This is a genomic window from Stenotrophomonas sp. S49 (genome assembly GCF_016624905.1).
GTDB lineage: Bacteria > Pseudomonadota > Gammaproteobacteria > Xanthomonadales > Xanthomonadaceae > Stenotrophomonas.
The window spans coordinates 37,530-55,618 of record NZ_JACVUD010000017.1 but is presented as its reverse complement, the minus strand read 5'-3'; the positions used below and the strand labels follow the sequence as shown (position 1 = coordinate 55,618).

23 protein-coding genes are annotated in these 18,089 nt (G+C 68.4%); 8 read left to right on the top strand and 15 right to left on the bottom strand.

Annotated elements, in window-relative coordinates:
* Positions 1-98 precede the first annotated feature (98 nt).
* On the bottom strand, positions 99-425 hold the full coding sequence (locus IAE58_RS06135; RefSeq protein WP_199932278.1) for a hypothetical protein: 327 nt from the start codon (positions 423-425) through the stop codon (positions 99-101).
* A gap of 31 nt (positions 426-456) precedes the next feature.
* Positions 457-912, bottom strand: coding sequence for a hypothetical protein (locus tag IAE58_RS06130; RefSeq protein ID WP_199932279.1), 456 nt, complete (start codon positions 910-912; stop codon positions 457-459).
* 153 nt (positions 913-1,065) lie between these two features.
* On the opposite strand from IAE58_RS06130, the gene IAE58_RS06125 reads away from it, so the two are divergent.
* Positions 1,066-2,013 carry a nucleoside hydrolase gene (locus IAE58_RS06125; RefSeq protein WP_199932280.1) on the top strand — a complete coding sequence of 316 codons (948 nt, stop codon included), beginning with the start codon at positions 1,066-1,068 and terminating at the stop codon, positions 2,011-2,013.
* Between the two features lie 4 nt (positions 2,014-2,017).
* Here IAE58_RS06125 and IAE58_RS06120 read toward each other — a convergent pair whose 3' ends face one another.
* The 5 genes from IAE58_RS06120 to IAE58_RS06100 all read right to left on the bottom strand — a co-directional run bounded on the left by IAE58_RS06120 (position 2,018) and on the right by IAE58_RS06100 (position 6,824).
* Positions 2,018-3,277, bottom strand: coding sequence for an MFS transporter (locus tag IAE58_RS06120; protein ID WP_199932332.1), 1,260 nt, complete (start codon positions 3,275-3,277; stop codon positions 2,018-2,020).
* Between the two features lie 97 nt (positions 3,278-3,374).
* Positions 3,375-4,688, bottom strand: coding sequence for a HAMP domain-containing sensor histidine kinase (locus IAE58_RS06115; RefSeq protein WP_199932281.1), 1,314 nt, complete (start codon positions 4,686-4,688; stop codon positions 3,375-3,377).
* Positions 4,685-5,425, bottom strand: a complete 741-nt coding sequence (locus IAE58_RS06110) for a response regulator (protein ID WP_108748893.1) — start codon at positions 5,423-5,425, stop codon at positions 4,685-4,687. The genes IAE58_RS06115 and IAE58_RS06110 overlap by 4 nt, the downstream gene beginning before the upstream one ends.
* 55 nt (positions 5,426-5,480) lie before the next feature.
* Positions 5,481-6,026, bottom strand: coding sequence for a redoxin family protein (locus IAE58_RS06105; RefSeq protein ID WP_199932282.1), 546 nt, complete (start codon positions 6,024-6,026; stop codon positions 5,481-5,483).
* A gap of 3 nt (positions 6,027-6,029) precedes the next feature.
* Positions 6,030-6,824: an alpha/beta hydrolase gene (locus IAE58_RS06100; RefSeq protein ID WP_199932283.1), complete on the bottom strand. Its 795-nt coding sequence runs from the start codon at positions 6,822-6,824 to the stop codon at positions 6,030-6,032.
* 438 nt (positions 6,825-7,262) lie between these two features.
* Here IAE58_RS06100 and IAE58_RS06095 point away from each other — a divergent pair, with 438 nt between their 5' ends.
* The 5 genes from IAE58_RS06095 (at position 7,263) to IAE58_RS06075 (ending at position 10,792) form a co-directional block, all read left to right on the top strand.
* Positions 7,263-7,907: a DoxX family protein gene (locus tag IAE58_RS06095; protein ID WP_199932284.1), complete on the top strand. Its 645-nt coding sequence runs from the start codon at positions 7,263-7,265 to the stop codon at positions 7,905-7,907.
* A 94-nt stretch (positions 7,908-8,001) separates the two neighbouring features.
* Positions 8,002-8,478, top strand: coding sequence for an EF-hand domain-containing protein (locus tag IAE58_RS06090; protein ID WP_199932285.1), 477 nt, complete (start codon positions 8,002-8,004; stop codon positions 8,476-8,478).
* 54 nt (positions 8,479-8,532) lie between these two features.
* Positions 8,533-9,378, top strand: a complete 846-nt coding sequence (locus tag IAE58_RS06085) for a DUF692 domain-containing protein (protein WP_199932286.1) — start codon at positions 8,533-8,535, stop codon at positions 9,376-9,378.
* Positions 9,371-10,105: a putative DNA-binding domain-containing protein gene (locus IAE58_RS06080; protein ID WP_199932287.1), complete on the top strand. Its 735-nt coding sequence runs from the start codon at positions 9,371-9,373 to the stop codon at positions 10,103-10,105. The genes IAE58_RS06085 and IAE58_RS06080 overlap by 8 nt, the downstream gene beginning before the upstream one ends.
* Positions 10,106-10,156: 51 nt before the next feature.
* Positions 10,157-10,792 carry a ferric reductase-like transmembrane domain-containing protein gene (locus IAE58_RS06075; RefSeq protein WP_199932288.1) on the top strand — a complete coding sequence of 212 codons (636 nt, stop codon included), beginning with the start codon at positions 10,157-10,159 and terminating at the stop codon, positions 10,790-10,792.
* Between the two features lie 54 nt (positions 10,793-10,846).
* Here the strand turns inward: IAE58_RS06075 and IAE58_RS19970 are convergent, their stop codons facing one another.
* The 7 genes from IAE58_RS19970 to IAE58_RS06045 form a co-directional block, all read right to left on the bottom strand.
* A complete protein-coding gene (locus IAE58_RS19970) occupies positions 10,847-11,020 on the bottom strand; it encodes a hypothetical protein (RefSeq protein ID WP_233614500.1) in 174 nt (57 codons plus the stop codon).
* Positions 11,005-11,250: a hypothetical protein gene (locus IAE58_RS19965; RefSeq protein WP_233614501.1), complete on the bottom strand. Its 246-nt coding sequence runs from the start codon at positions 11,248-11,250 to the stop codon at positions 11,005-11,007. Before IAE58_RS19965 ends, IAE58_RS19970 begins: the two co-directional genes overlap by 16 nt.
* A gap of 71 nt (positions 11,251-11,321) precedes the next feature.
* On the bottom strand, positions 11,322-12,458 hold the full coding sequence (locus IAE58_RS06065; protein ID WP_199932333.1) for a metallophosphoesterase: 1,137 nt from the start codon (positions 12,456-12,458) through the stop codon (positions 11,322-11,324).
* Positions 12,459-12,640: 182 nt separating this feature from the next.
* Positions 12,641-14,176: a TerC family protein gene (locus IAE58_RS06060; RefSeq protein ID WP_199932289.1), complete on the bottom strand. Its 1,536-nt coding sequence runs from the start codon at positions 14,174-14,176 to the stop codon at positions 12,641-12,643.
* Between the two features lie 43 nt (positions 14,177-14,219).
* Positions 14,220-14,444, bottom strand: a complete 225-nt coding sequence (locus IAE58_RS06055) for a helix-turn-helix transcriptional regulator (RefSeq protein ID WP_108761466.1) — start codon at positions 14,442-14,444, stop codon at positions 14,220-14,222.
* 13 nt (positions 14,445-14,457) lie between these two features.
* On the bottom strand, positions 14,458-14,925 hold the full coding sequence (locus tag IAE58_RS06050) for a DUF2975 domain-containing protein (RefSeq protein ID WP_108748882.1): 468 nt from the start codon (positions 14,923-14,925) through the stop codon (positions 14,458-14,460).
* A gap of 166 nt (positions 14,926-15,091) precedes the next feature.
* Complete coding sequence (locus tag IAE58_RS06045; protein WP_199932290.1) at positions 15,092-15,685, bottom strand: hypothetical protein; 594 nt, start codon at positions 15,683-15,685, stop codon at positions 15,092-15,094.
* A gap of 129 nt (positions 15,686-15,814) precedes the next feature.
* Here IAE58_RS06045 and IAE58_RS06040 point away from each other — a divergent pair, with 129 nt between their 5' ends.
* Together IAE58_RS06040 and IAE58_RS06035 are read left to right on the top strand one after the other, a co-directional pair.
* Positions 15,815-16,126, top strand: coding sequence for a metalloregulator ArsR/SmtB family transcription factor (locus IAE58_RS06040; RefSeq protein WP_199932291.1), 312 nt, complete (start codon positions 15,815-15,817; stop codon positions 16,124-16,126).
* Positions 16,127-16,140: 14 nt separating this feature from the next.
* The gene (locus tag IAE58_RS06035; RefSeq protein ID WP_199932292.1) at positions 16,141-17,532 is read left to right on the top strand and encodes a DUF2867 domain-containing protein; all 1,392 of its coding nucleotides are present in this window, start codon (positions 16,141-16,143) and stop codon (positions 17,530-17,532) included.
* A gap of 32 nt (positions 17,533-17,564) precedes the next feature.
* Here IAE58_RS06035 and IAE58_RS06030 read toward each other — a convergent pair whose 3' ends face one another.
* Complete coding sequence (locus IAE58_RS06030; protein ID WP_199932293.1) at positions 17,565-17,996, bottom strand: pyridoxamine 5'-phosphate oxidase family protein; 432 nt, start codon at positions 17,994-17,996, stop codon at positions 17,565-17,567.
* Between the last annotated feature and the right edge of the window lie 93 nt (positions 17,997-18,089).

Here is an 18,089-nt window from a genome sequence, read left to right as displayed (position 1 = left end):
CCCCCCCCCCCCCCCCCCCCCCCCCCCCCCCCCCCCCCCCGACTCTACGAACGGCAGAAGCAGTCGAGCATGGCTCGACTCTACAGAATGCCTGCGCCTCAATCGCTGCAGCTGCCACCATCGCTGCCACCGCTATCACTGCTGCGGTCCGATCCGCCATGGCTGTGGCTGCTGTGGCTGTCACTGGAATAACTGCCCGAGGAATCGTAGCTGCCACCGCCACTGCCATCGGCCCGGCTACTGGACCCGTCAGCCGTGGCCGCGGCCATGCACAGGATCGCCCCCACCAACGGCAGCAGCCAGACCAGCAGCAGCTGCACCGTCCGCCCACCCGCCGACACATCTTCGCGCCCCAGTACCACGAAGGTGGCGACGAGGTTCAAGCCCACTACCAGGGCGACCAGGATCAGGGTTACCACCAGCATGCTGTGTCTCCGTAAGGGGGAACTGGTCCGGTCATGGTGCACCCATCAGTGCCTTGATCCGCGCGCGCTCCTCCAGCGGCCGCTGGAAGTCCATCGGATACACCGGCGCATGGCGCTCGCCTTTCAGGAGAAACAGGCCTTCGCTGTGCAGATAGGCGCCACGGGCGCGACCCAGGCTGTCATGCCACATCGTCCACAGCGGGACCCTGATCGTGCCCGGGACCTTGCGGGACGAGCGCAGCACGTCCTGCACCTGCAGCACCAGGCGGATTTCATTGCTCACGCCCGGCCCCGTAGGGGCGCCTGGATCGGTCAGTGGCCGCCCCCTGCCATCGACCAATTCCACCGCCACCACCGTGGCCCGGACAATCTGGTCGGCCTCGGCAACCATTTCCTGCAACGGCTTGGGCGCCAGCGAGGTGGCCAGTGCCGGCATGGCCGCGCCTAGGCACAGCAGCCCAGCCAGCAGGATCGCGGGGGATTTCATGGCGGTACTCCGTCCCTGGATGCCCGCTGACGATAGTACCGCCGCGCCGGTTCGCCCTGCCTGTCATGAAGATGGGACAATGTGGGGCGCGCCGGCCCGGCCCTGTGGGTCCGCCGGCCCCCTTGCACCACACGGAAGAAGAAGAACAACAACATGCTGAAAGTCATTTTCGATACCGACCCGGGCGTGGATGACGCCCTGGCCCTGCTGTACCTGCACAAGCACCCGCAGATCGACCTGGTGGGCGTGACCACCACCTTCGGCAACGCCTCGGTGGAATCGACCACCCACAACGCGCTGTACCTGAAGCAGGCCTGGGGCTTTACCGCCCCGGTCGCGCGTGGCGCAGGCGGCCCGCTGCAGCCCGAGGCCACCCCGGAAGCCTGGCCGGTGCACATCCACGGCCACAATGGGCTGGGCAACCACCCGGTGCCCGCCACGCTGGACGTGGCCGCCGATGCGCGCCCGGCGCACCAGCTGATCATCGACCTGGTGCGCGCGCACCCGGGCGAAGTGACCCTGGTGGCCGTAGGCCGCATGACCAACCTGGCCCTGGCCCTGCAGCAGGCACCGGATATCGCCGGCCTGGTGCGCGGCGTGGTGCTGATGGGCGGCGCCTTCCACGTGAACGGCAACATCACCCCGGCCGCCGAGGCCAACATCTGGGGCGACGCCGAAGCGGCCGACATCGTGTTCACCGCGCAGTGGCCGGTGACCGCCATCGGCCTGGACGTCACCACCCGCGTGGAAATGGACCGCGATGGCCTGGACCAGCTGGCCGCCATCGGCGGTGCCGATGCCGAACTGGTGCGCGCGTTGTCGCAGGATTACGTGGACTTCTACCTGCAGGCCGGGCACAAGGGCATGGTGGTGCACGACTGCTGCGCCTGCATCGCGCTGACCCGCCCGGAGCTGTTCCAGTTCGAACGCGCCAGCGTGCGCGTGGCCACCGACGGCGTGGCCCGCGGCATGACCATTCCCAAGCCGGAAGGCCTGGCCTTCGGCCCCAGCGTGTGGGATGGCCACGTGCTGCAGTCGATCGCCATCGGCGTGGATGCGGCGGCCGTACTGGACGATATCGCGCAGACCCTGAAGGTCTGATCGCCTAGCGTCTGGCCCTGCCCGGGGTTGTCTCGGGCAGGGTCCACAGCACCGGCAGCACCAGCACGGCCACCAACGCGATCATCGCGCCCGGCGCCGCCGCCCAGCCGCTGCGTTCCACCCACCACTGCGCCAGCCAGGGTGTCGCCCCGCCGAACACCGCCGTGGCCATGGTCACGCCCAAGGCCAGCCCGCTCACCCGGCCCTCGCCGGGAAACTGCTCGGCCGTGGCCGGTGCGGCCACCGCGCTCACTCCGCCGGCCACGCAGGCCAACACCACCGCCGCCAGCGCAATGCCCAGCGGCGAGGCCTGCGCCATCGCGCCGAACATCGACAGCGGCAGCAGCGCCGCCAGCGCGGTGAGTACCAGCAGCAGCGGACGCCGCCCGAAACGGTCGGACAGCGCGCCGCACAGCGGCGTGATCGCAATCACCGCCACCGCCGCAACCGTGGACAGCCACAGCGCATCGCCCTCGTCGTGGCCCTGCGCATGCAGGAACGCCGGCACATAGGTGATGCCCACGTAGTAGGTGATCGACCCGAGCGCGGAAATCGCGAACGTACGCGCCACTGCGCCAGGATGGTGGCGCAGGACGTGCCGCAGCGGCGTGGCCGGAACGCTGCCCTCGCGCCGCTGCCGCTCGAATTCGGGGGATTCGTGCATGCCCGAGCGTGCAATCAGGATCACCAGCGCCAGCGCGGCGCCGACGAAGAACGGAATGCGCCAGCCCCAGCCATCCAGCTGCGCCGGCGTGAGCAGAGCCACCGTCACCGCGGAAATCGCCACCGCCAGCAGCGCGCCGACCTCACTGGCGGCCGACGCCAACGAGGTGACCAGGCCGCGCCGCCGCGCCGGTGCGCTTTCCAGCAGATAGGCCACCACGCCGGTGTATTCGCCGCCCACCGAGAACGCCATCACGCAGCGCAGGAGCAGCAGCAGCACGCCGGCCGTGGTGCCCGCCGTCGCTGCGGTCGGCAGCAGGGCGGTGGCCAGCATCGCCGCCGCCATCAACGCCATCGAGGCCAGCAGCATCCAGCGCCGGCCAAGACGATCGCCCAGGTGGCCGAAGCACAAGGCGCCCAGCGGACGCATCAGATAGGAGACCGCGAAGCCGGCCAGGGTGACCAGCATGGCCTGATCACCGCCACCGAAAAACACCCGTGACAGCACGGTGGCGAAGTACAGGTACAGGGTGAAGTCGTACCACTCCACCACGGTGGACAGGCCAGCCACCCACATCGAACGCTGCCGCGCCGCCGTCATCTCATTCATGGCCGCAAGGTGTCACGCGCGCAGTGACGGCGCAGTGCACCGGGGTCAGAGCCCTTTGCCGATGGCAAAGGGATCTGACCCCTGCTCTTCATCCCGGCAGCTGCAGCAGCGCCTGCAGACCGCCACCGTCGCGGTTGCGCAGCTGCAGCGAACCGCCCAGCGACTGCGCCAGCTGCACGGCAATGGCCAACCCCAGCCCGGTGCCGCCGGTATCGCGGTTGCGCGACTGTTCCAGGCGATGGAACGGCGCCAGTACCGCCTGCAGCTCGGCCTCGGGAATGCCGGGGCCGCGGTCGGACACGGCGATCCACACCTTGCCCGCCGCATCGCGCCCCGCCTCGATCTCGGCGCTGCCGGCGTAGCGCACTGCGTTGTCGACCAGGTTGCCGACCACCCGCCGCAGCGGCTGCGGCCAGGTCTGCACGGTCAGGCCCGCGGGCGCGCCACCCGTAACCGGCTTGCCCATGTCTTCATAGTCACCCACCACACTGGCCAGGAACGCGCCCAGATCCATCGCCACCGGCGCGCCGCTGGCCACATGGCTGCTGCGGGCATAGGCCACGCCTTCGCGTACCAGTTGCCCCAGGTGGTCCAGGTCATCCAGCAGGCGCTGCTGGGTGGCATCTTCGGGCAGCGTTTCCACGCGCAGCTTCATGCGCGTGATCGGCGTCTGCAGATCGTGCGAGATGGCCGCCAGAATCTGCAGGCGCTCGCTGACATGGCCACGGATGCGTGTCTGCAGGCCATTGAGCGCCGCGGCCGCCGCACCGACTTCGGCCGGCCCATCCTCTGCCAGGGGCGCGGCATCACTGCCCGGCTGCAGTTGTTCAACCGCCTGCGACAGGCGCGCCAGCGGCTTCATGGCCAGGCGCACCGCCAACCATGCGCACGCCAGCAACAGGGCCAGCTGCAGCAGCAGCACCGCCGGCAGCCAGCGCGCCAGCGGCAGCCCCGAAGGGGTCACTTCGATGGTCAACGGCGTGCCGTCGTGCAGCTTCAGCTCCACTTCGAAGCGCTCCGGCAGGCGTGCAACCTGGCGTGCCTGCAGCGGATAGCGGTGTTCCAGGCTGTCATCGATGATCGCGGTAACCTGGCGCGCACGCTCGGTTTCCAGCGCCGGCCCCGCTGCCGCCGGGCGCAGGAGGTAGCGATACGTGCGCCGCTCCAGCCGCGGCACCCAGGCCGTACGCTCACTGGCCGGCAGGTGCTCCAGCAGGGCCACGCTCACCGCCACGTCTTCGTCCAGGTTGCGCAGCATCATGCTGCGGGTGGCCTGGTAGCGCTCGAAGAACAACAGGCCGAAGGACAGCGCGTGCGCCAGGGTCAGCCCACCCAGCAACAACAGCAGCAGGCGCGCGGACAACGTGCGCGGCCACGGAAGGCGGCGCGCGACGGTATTCATTCCTGCGGTCCCAGCAACTGCACCGGTACGCTGAACACATAGCCTTCGCTGCGCACCGTCTTGATGTAGGTCGGCTCGCGCGCATCATCGCCCAGGCGCTGGCGCACGCGGCTGACCAGCAGGTCGATGGAGCGGTCGAACAGTTCGGCATCGCGACCCTGGGTGAGGCTGAGCAGCTGGTCGCGGCTGAGCACGCGGTTGGCATGGTCCAGGAACACGCGCAGCAGGCGGAATTCGGCGCCACTGAGCGGATAGGCCGTGTCCTGCGCATCCAGCAGGTGGCGTGCGGTGGTATCCAGCCGCCATTCGCCGAAGGCCAACTGGCGGCCGGCTTCGCTCACCTGCAGGTTCGGCGGCAGCATCTGCGTGCGGCGGATCACCGCATTGATGCGTGCCAGCAGTTCGCGCGAGGAGAACGGCTTGGTCACGTAATCATCGGCGCCCATTTCCAGGCCGATGATGCGGTCGGTTTCATCATCGCGCGCGGTCAGCAGCACCACCGGCACCGCTCGATGTTTGCCCGCACGCAGGTTGCGGCACAGGCTCAGGCCGTCCTCGCCGGGCATCATCACGTCCAGCACCACCAGGTCCACCGCGTGGGTATCCATCAACGCGCGCATGGCCCGCCCGCCGTCGGCCTGGCTGACGCGCAGGCCATTGCGCTGCAGGTAGTCGGCCAGCATCTGCCGGATGTCGCTGTCATCGTCGACGACAAGAATATGCGGTACGTGGTTCATGGCGTTCTCGATGAAGACAGGGAAAGGCCGCGCGGCGCGGCCATGGTAGCGCGGCTCAGGGGCTGGCCAGCAGGCGCTGGATCTCGCTTTCGGTACGTGCATAGTCGCTTTCGCCGTAGTGCCGGTAGACCACCCGGCCCTGCCGGTCGATCAGGTACAGCGCCGGCCAGAAGCGGTTGCCCCATGCGTTCCAGATCCGGTACTGGTTGTCCTGCACCACCGGCCAGGTGATATCCAGGCGACGGATCGCGTGGCGCACGTTGCCCTGCAGTCCCTCATAGGCGAACTCGGGCGTGTGCACGCCCACCACGCGCAGGCCCTTCGGTGCGTAGCGTGCGTGCCACTGGTGCACATAGGGCGCCACGTTCAGGCAGTTGCTGCAGGCATCGGTCCAGAACTCGACCAGCACCACCTGCCCGCGCAACTGCTCCAGGCGCAGCGGCGGGCTGTTGTGCCAGGGTCCGCCGCCGTCGAAACCGGCCGCGGCAACGGGCTCGGCCGGTTGCGCGTCTGCGGCGGGGCTGGGCCAGACCAGCAGCAGTGCCGCGCCACCGATCAGGGCCAGCAGCAACGGCAGGGCGTAGGTGCGCAGCGTGGCCATCGCTCAGCCCCCCTGCTCGGCCAGCGGCAGCTCGGCCGGCTTCACCCCCGCCGCTTCCAGTATGGTGTCGGCCACCTGGGCCGGGTGCGAGAGCAGCGACACGTGGCTGCTGCCGACCGACTGCAGCTGTGCCCCGATGCGCTTTGCGGTGGCGGCCTGCAGCTGCGGCGACAGCATGCGGTCGTCGCGACTGAGCACGTACCAGCTCGGCTTGCCACGCCAGGCGGCGGTGGTGACGACTTCGCCAAGGGCGCTGGCCTTCAGTGGCACCTGGGTGCTGTACAGCAGCGCTGCGGTCTTTTTCATCACGTCCGGCGCGAAGTCTTGGGCGAAGGCATCGGCCGGCAGGCTCAGGTAGCCATCGCGGTCCTGCAGGCGGGTCAGGCCCGGACCCACCGGGAAACCTTCGCCCTGCTGTGCCGACGATTGGCCGACATCGGGTGCGAAGGCGGCCACGTAGACCAGCGCCTGCACCTTGGGATCGTTGCCCGCTTCGGTAATGACCGTGCCACCCCAGCTGTGGCCGACCAGCACCACCTTGCCGGGCGCCGCGGCGATCGCACGACGGGTGGCCGCGACATCGTCGGCCAGAGACGTGAGCGGGTTCTGCACCGCCACCGCCGGTACCTTCCAATCGTGCAGCGTGCTGATGACCTTGTTCCAGCTGGAGCCATCGGCGAAGGCGCCGTGCACCAGGATGACGGTGGGGGGCGCGCCGGCATCGGCCTGCGCGGCGAAGGCGGGGGTGGCGGCGCCAGCGATGGCCAGGGCGGCGGCAAGCAGGGTGATGCGGATCATGGGAGCACTCCAGGGTTGGGAGTGGCCATTTCCGCCTGCGGGTGTATCGGCGCTGTTTCGCTGCAGGGCCGAGTTGTACCGGACTGTAGGGCGGTAGCGGGTTTCTACAATGGAATACATTCGGCCGCCGGTCGTCCTCGTGCGTACGTGCGGGCAACCTTTACCACCCGGTAGCGGGGGGGGGCGCCCCCCGCCCCCCCGCCCCCCCCCCCCCCCCCCCGCCGCGGGGCCGCTGTGCATGGCGGTCCAAAACCCATCACCCCCCGGTAGCGCCGGGCCACGCCCGGCGAACGCGCGACCCGGCGTCTTTGTATCGGACTGTACGAAACCCGTGCCCCAGCCACAGTGGCTGACAAAACCCCGGGCAACGGCACACGTTGCCGATACCTGCGTGGCTCGAAATGGTCTCCATCGACCACTGGCCCGCAGGACACCTCCATGATCAGCACCGCCGCTTCGCGCTATACCCCCCGCCTGGATGCCGTTGGTCGCTGGCTCTCGCCGCTGGCCCTGCGAGCACTGCTGGCCTGGGAATTCTTCGAATCCGGCCGCGAGAAGCTGGGCGGGCAGAACTGGTTCGCCGATCTGGACGGGCGCTTCCCGTTCCCGTTCTCCACCCTGCCGGCGTCGCTGAACTGGCAGTTGGCCACCTGGCTGGAGCTGGTCGGTGCGGTGCTGTTGCTGCTGGGCCTGGCCACGCGTTCGGTGGCTTACATCTTCTGGGTGCTGACCATCGTCGCCATTGCCGCCGTGCATTGGCCCGACCAGTGGAACGGCCTGGGCGAACTCTGGCAGGGCTATGCGATCACCGACCAGGGCTACGGCAACTTCAAGCTGCCGCTGCTGTTCCTGGCCATGTTGCTGCCGCTGATCCTCAACGGTGGCGGCGCACTCAGCCTGGATCAGCTGCTTGCCGGCCGACAGCACGCCAGGGTTGGCGATGACGGCCTGGGCTGGGGCGTCAGCCTGATCGCCCTGCTGCTGCCCGTCGCCGCGCTGCTGCCCGGCACCGGTTTCGGCGGCGCCGCGCTCGGCGGGGCCCTGCTGCTGGCCTACGCGCTGCGCCGTCGCCGCAGCGCCTGATCCAGCGCACTCACTGCGCATCCCATTCGCTTTCCGTCGCGCCATGCGGCGTCCATCCCGCACGCCCTGCGTGCAATCCCAAGGAGTCACCACCATGTCCGTCTCGACCAAGAACACGTCTGCTTCCCGCCTGCCGCGCATCGGTGCCATTGGCATCGCCCTGGCCGGTGGCCTGCTGCTGGCCGGCCAGGCCGCTGCGATCCAACCGTTGGCGATCAGCGCGGTATCCATGAGCGCCGCCGCCGAAGGCAAGTGCGGCGAAGGCAAGTGCGGCGCCAATAAGGCCAGCACCAGCAAGCCCGCTGGCAAGGCCAAGGTGGCCGAAGGCCAGTGCGGTGAAGGCAAGTGTGGCGATGCCTCGTTTGCCCGCACCGACCGTGACCACGACGGCCGCGTCTCGCGGGCCGAGTTCAACGCCGTGGCCGGCAAGCGCGCCGCCGAGTTCGATCGCATCGACACCAACCACGATGGCTACATCAGCGAACAGGAAGCACACGACTACCTGCGCAGCGTCTACACCGCCCACGGCAAGCCGATGCCGAAGGGTCTGTTCTCGCGCGTCAACGACTGATTGACCCCACCCGGCGCCGCCGCAACGGCGGCGCCCTTGCCCAGGAGTAAGCGCATGCACACGCCCCTGCCCCCTGCCAGCGCCGGTCTTGGCCTGCGCCGCGGCCTGATCGATGAACTGCTGGCCATGCCGGCCGATGCCCTCGATTTCCTGGAAGTCTCGCCGGACAACTGGATCGGCGTGGGCGGCGCCCACGGTGCCGCGCTGCGCCAGCTGAGCGAGCGCCATCGCCTGACCTGCCATGGCCTGTCGTTGTCGCTGGGTGGGCCGGACCCGCTGGACCAGACCCTGCTGGCGCAGACCCGCGCTTTCCTCGATCTGCACCAGGTGCAGCTGTACAGCGAACACCTGAGCTACTGCGCCGCCGGCGGCCAGGTCTACGACCTGCTGCCGCTGCCATTCACTGCCGAAGCGGTACACCACGTCGCCGGTCGCATCGCCCAGGTGCAGGACATGCTGGGGCGGCGCATCGCGGTTGAAAACATTTCCTACTACGCCGTGCCGGGCGCGGACATGAGCGAGATCGACTTCATCAATGCCGTGCTGGACGAAGCCGACTGTGACCTGCTGCTGGACGTGAACAATGTCTTCGTCAACGCCTGCAACAACGGCTACGACGCCTTCGATTTCCTGGCCCGTGTACCGGCCCACCGCGTGGCGTCGCTGCATGTGGCCGGGCACTTCGACGAAGACGACGGCTTCAAGATCGACACCCACGGCGCGCCGGTGAAAGGCGTGGTGTGGGCGCTGCTGCGCGAGGCGTACACGCGTGTTGGCGTGCAACCCACCCTGCTGGAACGCGATTTCAATTTTCCGCCGCTGGCCGAGCTGCTGGCTGAGGTGGAACAGATCCGCCAGGCCCAGGTCGATGTGCTGCAGCCCGAGGTGGCCCATGGCTGAGACACTGGCCACCCTGCAGCAGCGCTGGGCCGGGCATGTGCGTGACCCGTCGATGCCGGCACCGGCGGGCATCGACACGCGGCGGCTGGCGGTGTATCGCCGCCTGTGCATCGACAGCCTGGACAGCCTGCTGGCCGGCAGCCTGCCACGCCTGCAACAGCACCTGGGCGCGCCGCGCTGGCGCGGCGTGGTCGAGCATTACTACGCCCGCCATGCCTGCCATACCCCGTTGTTCCCGCAGATTGCCGGCGAATTTGCCGCCTGGCTGGCGACGCAGGACACGCTGGCACTGCCTGGCTGGGCCGCAGAACTGGCGCACTACGAAAGCACGCAGCAGGCGCTGCACATCGAGGCACGCGATTCCGGGCAAGCGCTCGAACAGGCCGCAACGGGCACGCATGTGCTTGCACTGTCCGCACACGTGCGTGTGCTGGGCTACCAGTGGCCGGTGCACCAGGACGAGCCGCTGACCACGCGACCCGCGGCGGCGCCTACCCTGCTGTTGCTGCATCGCCACGCCGATTTCAGCCTGCACACGCAGGTGCTGGCACCGCTGGCCTACGCCCTGCTGAGCGCATTGGGCAATGACGGTGCGCGCGTGGATGAGGCACTACAGGTGCTGGCCGACGCTCACGAAGTCGACCCCGGCGAACTGCAGGCCGCCACCGCACCGCTGCTCGCCCACCTGTGCGCCGCCGGCGTGCTGGTCGCGGCGCGCAGCGCCTGAACCCTGCGGCCACCGGCCGCCCTTCCCTTCTTCCTCGATCGAGGTCTGACCATGGCTGCTTCAACCCCTTCCTCCCTGCACGGCTGGCGCCTGTTCGTGGCCATCGCCGTGGTGCTGATCGCCTTCGCAATGGCCGCATTCGCTCTGCAACCCGACGTGGTGGAGGGCAGTCGCGCGGCCATCCGGGTGACCGCACGCACCTCGTTCGTGCTGTTCCTGGCCGCGTTCACCGCGTCGTCGTTCGCCAGCCTGCTGCCCGGGCCAACCACCCACTTCCTGCTGCGCGAGCGCCGCATCATCGGCCTGTCGTTCGCGTTCTCGCACCTGCTGCATGCCGTGGCGATCACCACGTTCGGCATGCTGAACCCGGCGTTCTGGCCGGCGCGCTCGGCCCTGGCCAACCTGCCCGGCACGGTGGGCTACGTGGCGATCCTGGCGTTGGCGATAACCTCGCACCGCGGCATCGCCCGGCGCATGGGGCCCACTGCATGGCGACGCCTGCACACCACGGGCATGTGGATCATCGCCGCAGTGTTCACCTACTCGTACTTCAAGCGCGTACCGGTCAATTTCTGGTACGCCGTGCCTTCGGCCCTGCTGTTCACCGCCTTCGTGGTGCGCGCCATTGCCAAGCATGCTCAATCGCTGAAGCGCAGTGTGCATGCACGGCCGCTGCGGGCGGGGTGATGAGCCAGGGCGCGCGGGGTCGGAACCCTTTGCCGGGCAAAGGGATCTGCCCCATCAGGCATCACGTGCAGCACAATAGGCGCTGTAGGCCTCCACGATCTTCTGCATCCTGGCCTGCTGCTTCGTGCCCATCGGCACCCGCTGCACACGCTTGTACAGGGTTTTCCACATGTACCCGGAACGGAAGAAGTACGGCCGCACTTCCAGGAAGGTCAGCACCACATCCACGATATTTGGGTTGTGCCGGGCAGCTCCTGCAGGGCATGGTCGTAGCCGCCGGGAAACACCAGCTGCGGGTAGCGCTGGTTGAACTCCGCGCACGCATCCGCATGTCGCTGCTTCTCTTCGGGCCCCCGCCAGCGCAGTGCGGCCGTCTCGCGGATGAGCTGCTGCAGCCGGTTGATTTCATCCGCGTTGGCGCGTATCAGCCGTTCCATGGGTGCGCGGGTATGGGACATGGCTCCTCACCTGGAGTGCGTAGGGGTCAGAGTCCTTTGCCGATGGGAAAGGGATCCGACCCCATCAGAATTCACGGCGCGCGGCGCAAGGTGAACAGGGTGATTTCCGAAGGCACGCCGATGCGCGCGGGGAAACCGGCCCACAGCCCGGCGCCGTTGCTCACGTACAGGGTCATGCCATCCACCTCGTAGCGGCCGGAGACAAAACCACCGTTGGCACGCTTCACCAGCTGGTCCATGCCGATGATCTGCCCGCCATGGGTATGGCCGGACAGCTGCAGCTTCACTCCGCGCGCGGCGGCATCGGCGGCATTGCGCGGGCGATGGTCTAGCAGGATCACCGGTGCGGCCGGATCGGCACCGGCCAGCGCCGCCTGCAGGTCGGGCAGCGGCAGGCCGTAACGCGCCGCGACCGGATCGGTGACACCGGCGACGGTGATCGCTGCATCGCCGCGACGCACCTGGGTATGGCTGTTTTCCAGCACCTGCATGTGCAGCGCGCGGAACGCCTGCATCCATTCGCGGTACTGCGCGTAGTACTCGTGGTTGCCGGTGATGGCGATCACCCCGTCGGGGGCCTGCAGTTCACCCAGGGGTTGGAAATCATCGCGACGCGCAGCCACTGTGCCATCGATCAGGTCACCGGTGATCACGATCAGGTCCGGCTTCAGCGCATTGCTTTCGGCCACGACCCGGCGCACCCAGTCGCCAGTCAGCAGGCGGCTGGCGTGGATGTCGGTGAGCTGCAGTACGCGGTAGCCGTCGAACGCCGCCGGCAGCCCGGCGATGCTCACTTCGATCTGCCGCACCTTGGGTACCGCCATGCCCTGGCTGACACCATAACCACTGAGCAGCAGGGCCAGGCCAGCCGCCAGCGGCCGCAGCATGCGGGCGCGCAGCGCTGTCACCACGCGCGGCCAGCGCAGCAGGCGCGACAGCAGCAGGCCCGCATCCATCACCAGCAGGGCCAGCGCCAGCAGCAGCACGGCAGTGGAACCGGTGGCCAGCACGGCGATGGCCAGCTTGGGAATTTCCGGCGAGGCCATCGTGCCCCAGAAGGTGGCGACAATGCGCAGCTGCACCGCCAACGCCACCAGCAGCAGCGACAACAGCGCCTTGGCCCAGAGCGGCAGCCGCAGCGGCCAGAAAAGGCGCCAGGCCACGTACAGGCCCATCAACAATCCAACAGTACTCAGCACAACGTGAATCCAGAACGTGGGGCGGCCATGGTGACCGACCAAGGTTGCAAAAGGTAGAGTCGAGCTTGCTCGACTTCCCCAAAGGTAGAGTCGAGCTTGCTCGACTTCCCCAACGGTAGAGTCGAGCTTGCTCGACTGCTTTTCGCAGAAACAGTCGAGCAAGCTCGACTCTACGAAAAAATTGCTGCGCGTTACGACGCCAGACGCTTCACGCGCAGGCGGGCGATGCGGCGGGTTTCCATGGCCAGCACGGTGATGCGGAAACCGGCCACGTCCACGCTGTCGCCCACGTCGGGCAGGCGCCCCAGCTGGTCCAGCACCAGGCCGGAAATGGTCATGTAGTCGGCGCTGCGCGGCAGCGCCACGCCAGTCATCCGCTGCAGGTCATCCAGGGTCAGCGCGCCATCGGCCTCCCATTCGTCCTCGCCCTGCGCCACCACGCCGTAGCGCTCGTCCTGGGTGTCGGCCAGATCGCCGGCAATCGCAGCCAGCAAGTCATTGGCGGTCACCAGGCCTTCCACGCTGCCGTACTCGTCCACCGCCACCGCCAGCGGCACCGGGTGCTGGCGGATCAGCTCCAGCGCCTGCAATGCACTGGCGCTGGACAGCACGTACTGCGGCGCGCGCAGGTTGGCCTCCAGCTGCAAGGGCCGGCCCTGCAGCAGGTCGGCCAGCAGGTCGCGGCTCTGCACCACGCCCCGCAGGCTGTCCAAATCACCCTCGCCCACCAGCAGTCGTGTATGCGGCGACGCCACCAGGCGCGCCACCACATCCTCGTGGCCACGGGCCAGGTCGATCCACTGCACATCGGCACGTACGGTCATCACGCTGGACACCGACCGATCGGCCAGGCCCAGCACGCTGCGGATCATCTCGTGCTCGGCCGGCTGCAGGCGCTCCTCATCTGCATGTTCTTCCTCGCCGTGACCATCGTCGTGGCCGTTGGCCGGGCGTGCCCCCAGCATGCGCAGCACGGCGTCGGCGGTACGCTGGCGGAACGGCTGCCGGCGCTCGTTGCGCTCACGGTTGAAGCGCACCCACTGGTTGAAGGCTTCCACCAGGATCGAGAACGCGATGGCCGCGTACAGATAACCCTTCGGAATCTTGTAGCCCAGGCCTTCGGCCACCAGGCTGAAGCCGATCATCAGCAGGAAGCCCAGGCACAGCACCACCACGGTGGGGTGCTTGTTGACGAAGCGGGTGAGCGGCTTGCTGGCCAGCAGCATCAGCGCCATGGCGATGGTCACCGCGGCGTACATCACGCCCAGGTTGTCGACCATGCCGACGGCGGTGATCACCGAATCCAGCGAGAACACCGCATCGAGCACCACGATCTGCGCCACCACCATGGCGAAACTGGCGTAGACCTTCTTGCCATCGTCGTGGTGCTGGCGGCCTTCCAGCCGTTCGTGCAGTTCCATGGTGCCCTTGAACAGCAGGAACAGGCCACCGCCCAGCAGGATCAGGTCACGCCCGGAGAAGCTGTGCTCGAACAGCACCAGCAGCGGCTCGGTCAACTTCATGATCCACGACAGTGCCGCCAGCAGCACCAGGCGCATCAGCAGGGCCAGGGCCAGGCCGATCACCCGTGCGCGGTCGCGCTGGTGCGGGGGCAGCTTGTCGGCCAGGATCGCGATGAACACCAGGTTGTCGATGCCCAGCACGATTTCCAGCACGATCAGGGTTGCAAGGCCCATCCAGATCGAGGGGTCAGCCAACCATTCCATTTCAGTTCCGTTTGTTCAGTAGTAGGGGAAGAAACATCAGCGTTCAGTCGTCCTGCTGGGCCTGTCTGGGGTCGTGCCCCAGCAGGTCGCCCGGCGTGCACTGCAGCTCGCGGCAGATCGCATCCAGGGTGGAAAAGCGGATGGCGCGGGCCTTGCCGGTCTTCAGGATGGACAGGTTGGCCAGGGTGATGTCGATGCGCCCGGCCAGCTCGGACAGGGTCATGCCGCGCGCCTGCAGCATGCGGTCCAAGGTGATGATGATGGCCATCAGTGCGCGCCCATCAGATCACGCTGTCCAGGTCGTCGCGCATGGCTGCACCCACGGCGAACACGCGCGCCAGCACGAACAGCATAAGCACCGCCAGCAGGCCGGTGATGGACATGCCACCGCCCACTTCCATCCAGGCAAAATCCGGCCCCATCCAGCTGGCGTAGATGCCGATGATGATCGACAGGGTTTCCATGGCCAGCATCAGCCAGGCCATGCGGTGCAGGCGCAGCGCGTTGGCGTGGTTGAACGGGCGCTCACGGGCGGCCGAACGCAGCAGCCGCGCCAAGTGCCGCAGGAACACCAGGCACAGCACCAGCAGCGCCACGATGGTGCCCAGGCCCAGGCAGAAATGCAGGAACAGGTCGTTGCCATGCAGGGCGGCCGCCGTAGCGTCGTGCACGGTATCCATCAGCCAGCGGCGGTCGTAGGCGACCAGCGGCACCGCCAGCAGCGCGGCCAGGATGCCCAGCCAGCACATTGCCCGCACCGCCTGCACGGCGGTCTGGGCCAGGGTGAACACGCCGCGCGCAGGTCGGGCACGGGCAGAACGAGCGGTCAAGCAGCCTCCGGCGTGGGGCAGATCACCTGCCCGGTGGATTTATCGATAAACGATATACCACATCCGGGTCGGGGTGGCTGAACCGCTACTTGGCGACCGCCGGAGGCGTTGTGTCCTGGCGCATGGCCTCGCCCGGCGTGGCCGAGGCCATGGCCTGCACGCCGGCTTCGGCCGCCTGCCGGGTGACCAGGCGGAAGCGCACGCGCAACGCGCTTTCCCCGGGCGTGGCCCAGCCGTACTGGATCGCCACCTGGTCGGCCGACAGCGGCCCGCGGCCGGGCAGCGAGCGCACCTGCAGCGGCTTTGGCGCGGCCTGCATCAGCCGTGCGAAGCCCTTCTGCACCACCGCCGGTTCGGCCTTTTCCGCGTAGACGGTGCAGGTGCCATCGTCGGCCCAGCTGACCGCGTAGCGACCACTGGCCAGCGGCACCATCCAGGCCACACCGCCCTGCCCCTGCAGCAGCGTGGCGGCTTCGGCCGGCGGCAGCGGGCTCAAGCCGTTGGCATCCATAAGTGCCTGCAGCCGGGCCGGCGCGCCGATGTGCTGCATGCAGGCCGTATCGAACAGCTCGCTGAAGGGGTCCTGGGTGGCCGCCGCCTCCTTCGGCGCGCGCGCCGGCTGCGCCGCGGCCAACGCAGGCACCAACAGACCGGCCATCAACCAGGGCACCGGGCGCATCGCAACTCCATCATGGGAAAACTGCGGGGAGGATGGCAAAAGCCGTGGGCGCAGTGCAATGCCGGCGCAGCTTGACACCGCCGCGGCCGCGCAGGATCATCAATTAACGAATTAGTTAATTAATGCCCTATGGATCGCATCTTCGAAGCCCTCGCCTCCGGCGCCCGCCGGCAGATCCTGGCCTACCTAAGTGCCGGCGAACTGAGCGCGGGCGAGCTGGCCGAGCGCTTCGATTTCAGCAAGCCGGCGCTGTCCAGCCACCTGCGCATCCTGGAAGACGCCGGCCTGATCGAACGCGAGAAGCGCGGGCAGTTCGTGTATTTCCGCCAGGTGCCCGAGCGCCTGGCCAACACGCTGTTCTCCTGGGCCGCTGAAGTGTGTCCGGTCGGTGGCCCGCTGAAGCGCGAAGCCCGCTCCCGCCGCAAGTCCCCTGCCCGCTGACAAGGAGTACGACGATGCCTGGTTCGACCCGCAACAGCCGCTCGTTTCCAGGTGTCCAGCTGCCCGCCCAGGACGGCGCCGGTCCCATCGAAGTCACCCTCATCGCCCAGCTCGGCATCGGTGCCGGCGATGCGCTGGTGAAGGATGCCGGGGAGCGCCAACGCCACCATCCGGCCTTCATCGATGCGCTGGATGAGCCCTCCGCGCGGCTGGGCGGGATGCACCTGCAGCACGGCGATGCGTCCTCGTTGTACAGCTTCGTGGTGGGTGCCGGCGGCCACCCGTTCCACCGCCATGCCGGCCCGCGCATGTTCACCGCCATTGCGGGCAGCGCTGGCGCGGAGCTGCGCTTTGCCACCGCCAGCGATGCGCAGATCGCCACCGATCCGGCCAGCTTCCAGCGCAGCCTGCGGCGCATCCGCGTTCCACCCGATTGCCTGTTCACCGTGCGCTTCGGCGGCGGCACCTGGCATCAGTTCGCCTCCAGCCACCGGGCACACCCGGCACTGTTCGCGCTGTCGTGCCACAGCAATGAACTGGCCGGCGCGATGAGCGATGCCACCCGCGCCCAGGTGCAGGCAAACCAGGCCGACATTCCCAGCCTGACCGACGTACTGCCGCAGGCATGCTGGCCCAGCGCCGCGACACTGGCCAGCGCGCCCCTGCTGCAGTTGTCACTGCAGGCCGCGCCGCCCAGCGTGTGTGCGCGGTTGTGCGCGCAGACCCGTGCGCTGCTGGGGCCGCTGCGCCGTATCAACCTGCGCCCGCTGCGTGGGTTCGTCGAACGCAGCACGCCGCGCTATCCGGTGCAGCATGCCGCGGCGGCCACCCAGGGCATGCTGTACCGCGCCCTGCCCCACAGCGATTACCACGACCTGACCGTGCTGCAGCTGCGCCCCGAACAGTGTGCCGGACGCTCGGCATCGGCCCTGCTGGCCGATGTACTGGACGGTTTCCTGCGAAACCCGCCGGGCGGCGTGGGCCAGCTGATGGCCCTGCGCAACCGCCTGGTGGCGCCGCTGCGCCTGCGTACCTCGCCGCTGGGCTGCCCGGTGTCGTCGCTGTTGTCCGCCGATCGCAGCCGACTGTTCGCCGGCCGCTTCCCGGTGCTGGATGCAACGGTGGATGCGCAGGACCGCAGCGCCGAAGTGCTGCTGGGTGCCGATGATCGCCACCTGCGTTTCCGCAGCAGCGTGCGCGTGCAACTGGCCGACGATGGCAGCGTGCAGATCAGCCTGGGCTCGCGCGTGCAGACCCACAACCGCTTCGGCCGCCTGTACATGGCGATGATCGATGCCGTGCACCGCCATTACATCGCCCCGGCGCTGCTGCGGCGTGCGGTGGAACATGCGCTGGCGCCGGAACTGGCCGACTGGGTGGATGACGGCGCGCCGGTGGCGGGCTGAGCCGCCGGGCATGGCCCGGCGCTACCTGGCGTTCAGACCACCAGCTCGCCCTGGTCTTCGCCGTCCCAGTAGTGGATGCGCTGCGCATGCACGTGGATCAGCACCAGGCCCGGCGTGTCCACGCCCTGCTCGAACCAGCGCTCCAGGTCTTTTACCCAGTGTTCGGCCAGCACCGCACGTTCGCGGATGGTGGAGGCGCGGCCTTTCACGTGCACGAACAGCGGCGGCTTTCCCAGCAGTGACTTGCTGCCGGTGAAACCCAGCGCGACCTTCGGGTCGGCTTCGATCTGGCGCACCATGTCCGTGCTTTCCAGGGCGAAGAACCAGCTGTCGCCGTCGTAGTCCACGTCGCCGTTGTTGCTCATCGGGCGGCCATCGATCTCGCCGGCGGCATGGGTCTGCAGCATCGCAAAATCGATGCCAGCCATTTTCTTCGCCAGTTCGGGCAGGGTCAGCGTGGTCATGGTTCGGTCTCCTGGGGCGTGCGGCCAGCGTCCGCCCGCGCAGGTAAGGCGGGCGTGCAGGTCCGTCGCGGCGGATTTCACGCGTCCGCCAAG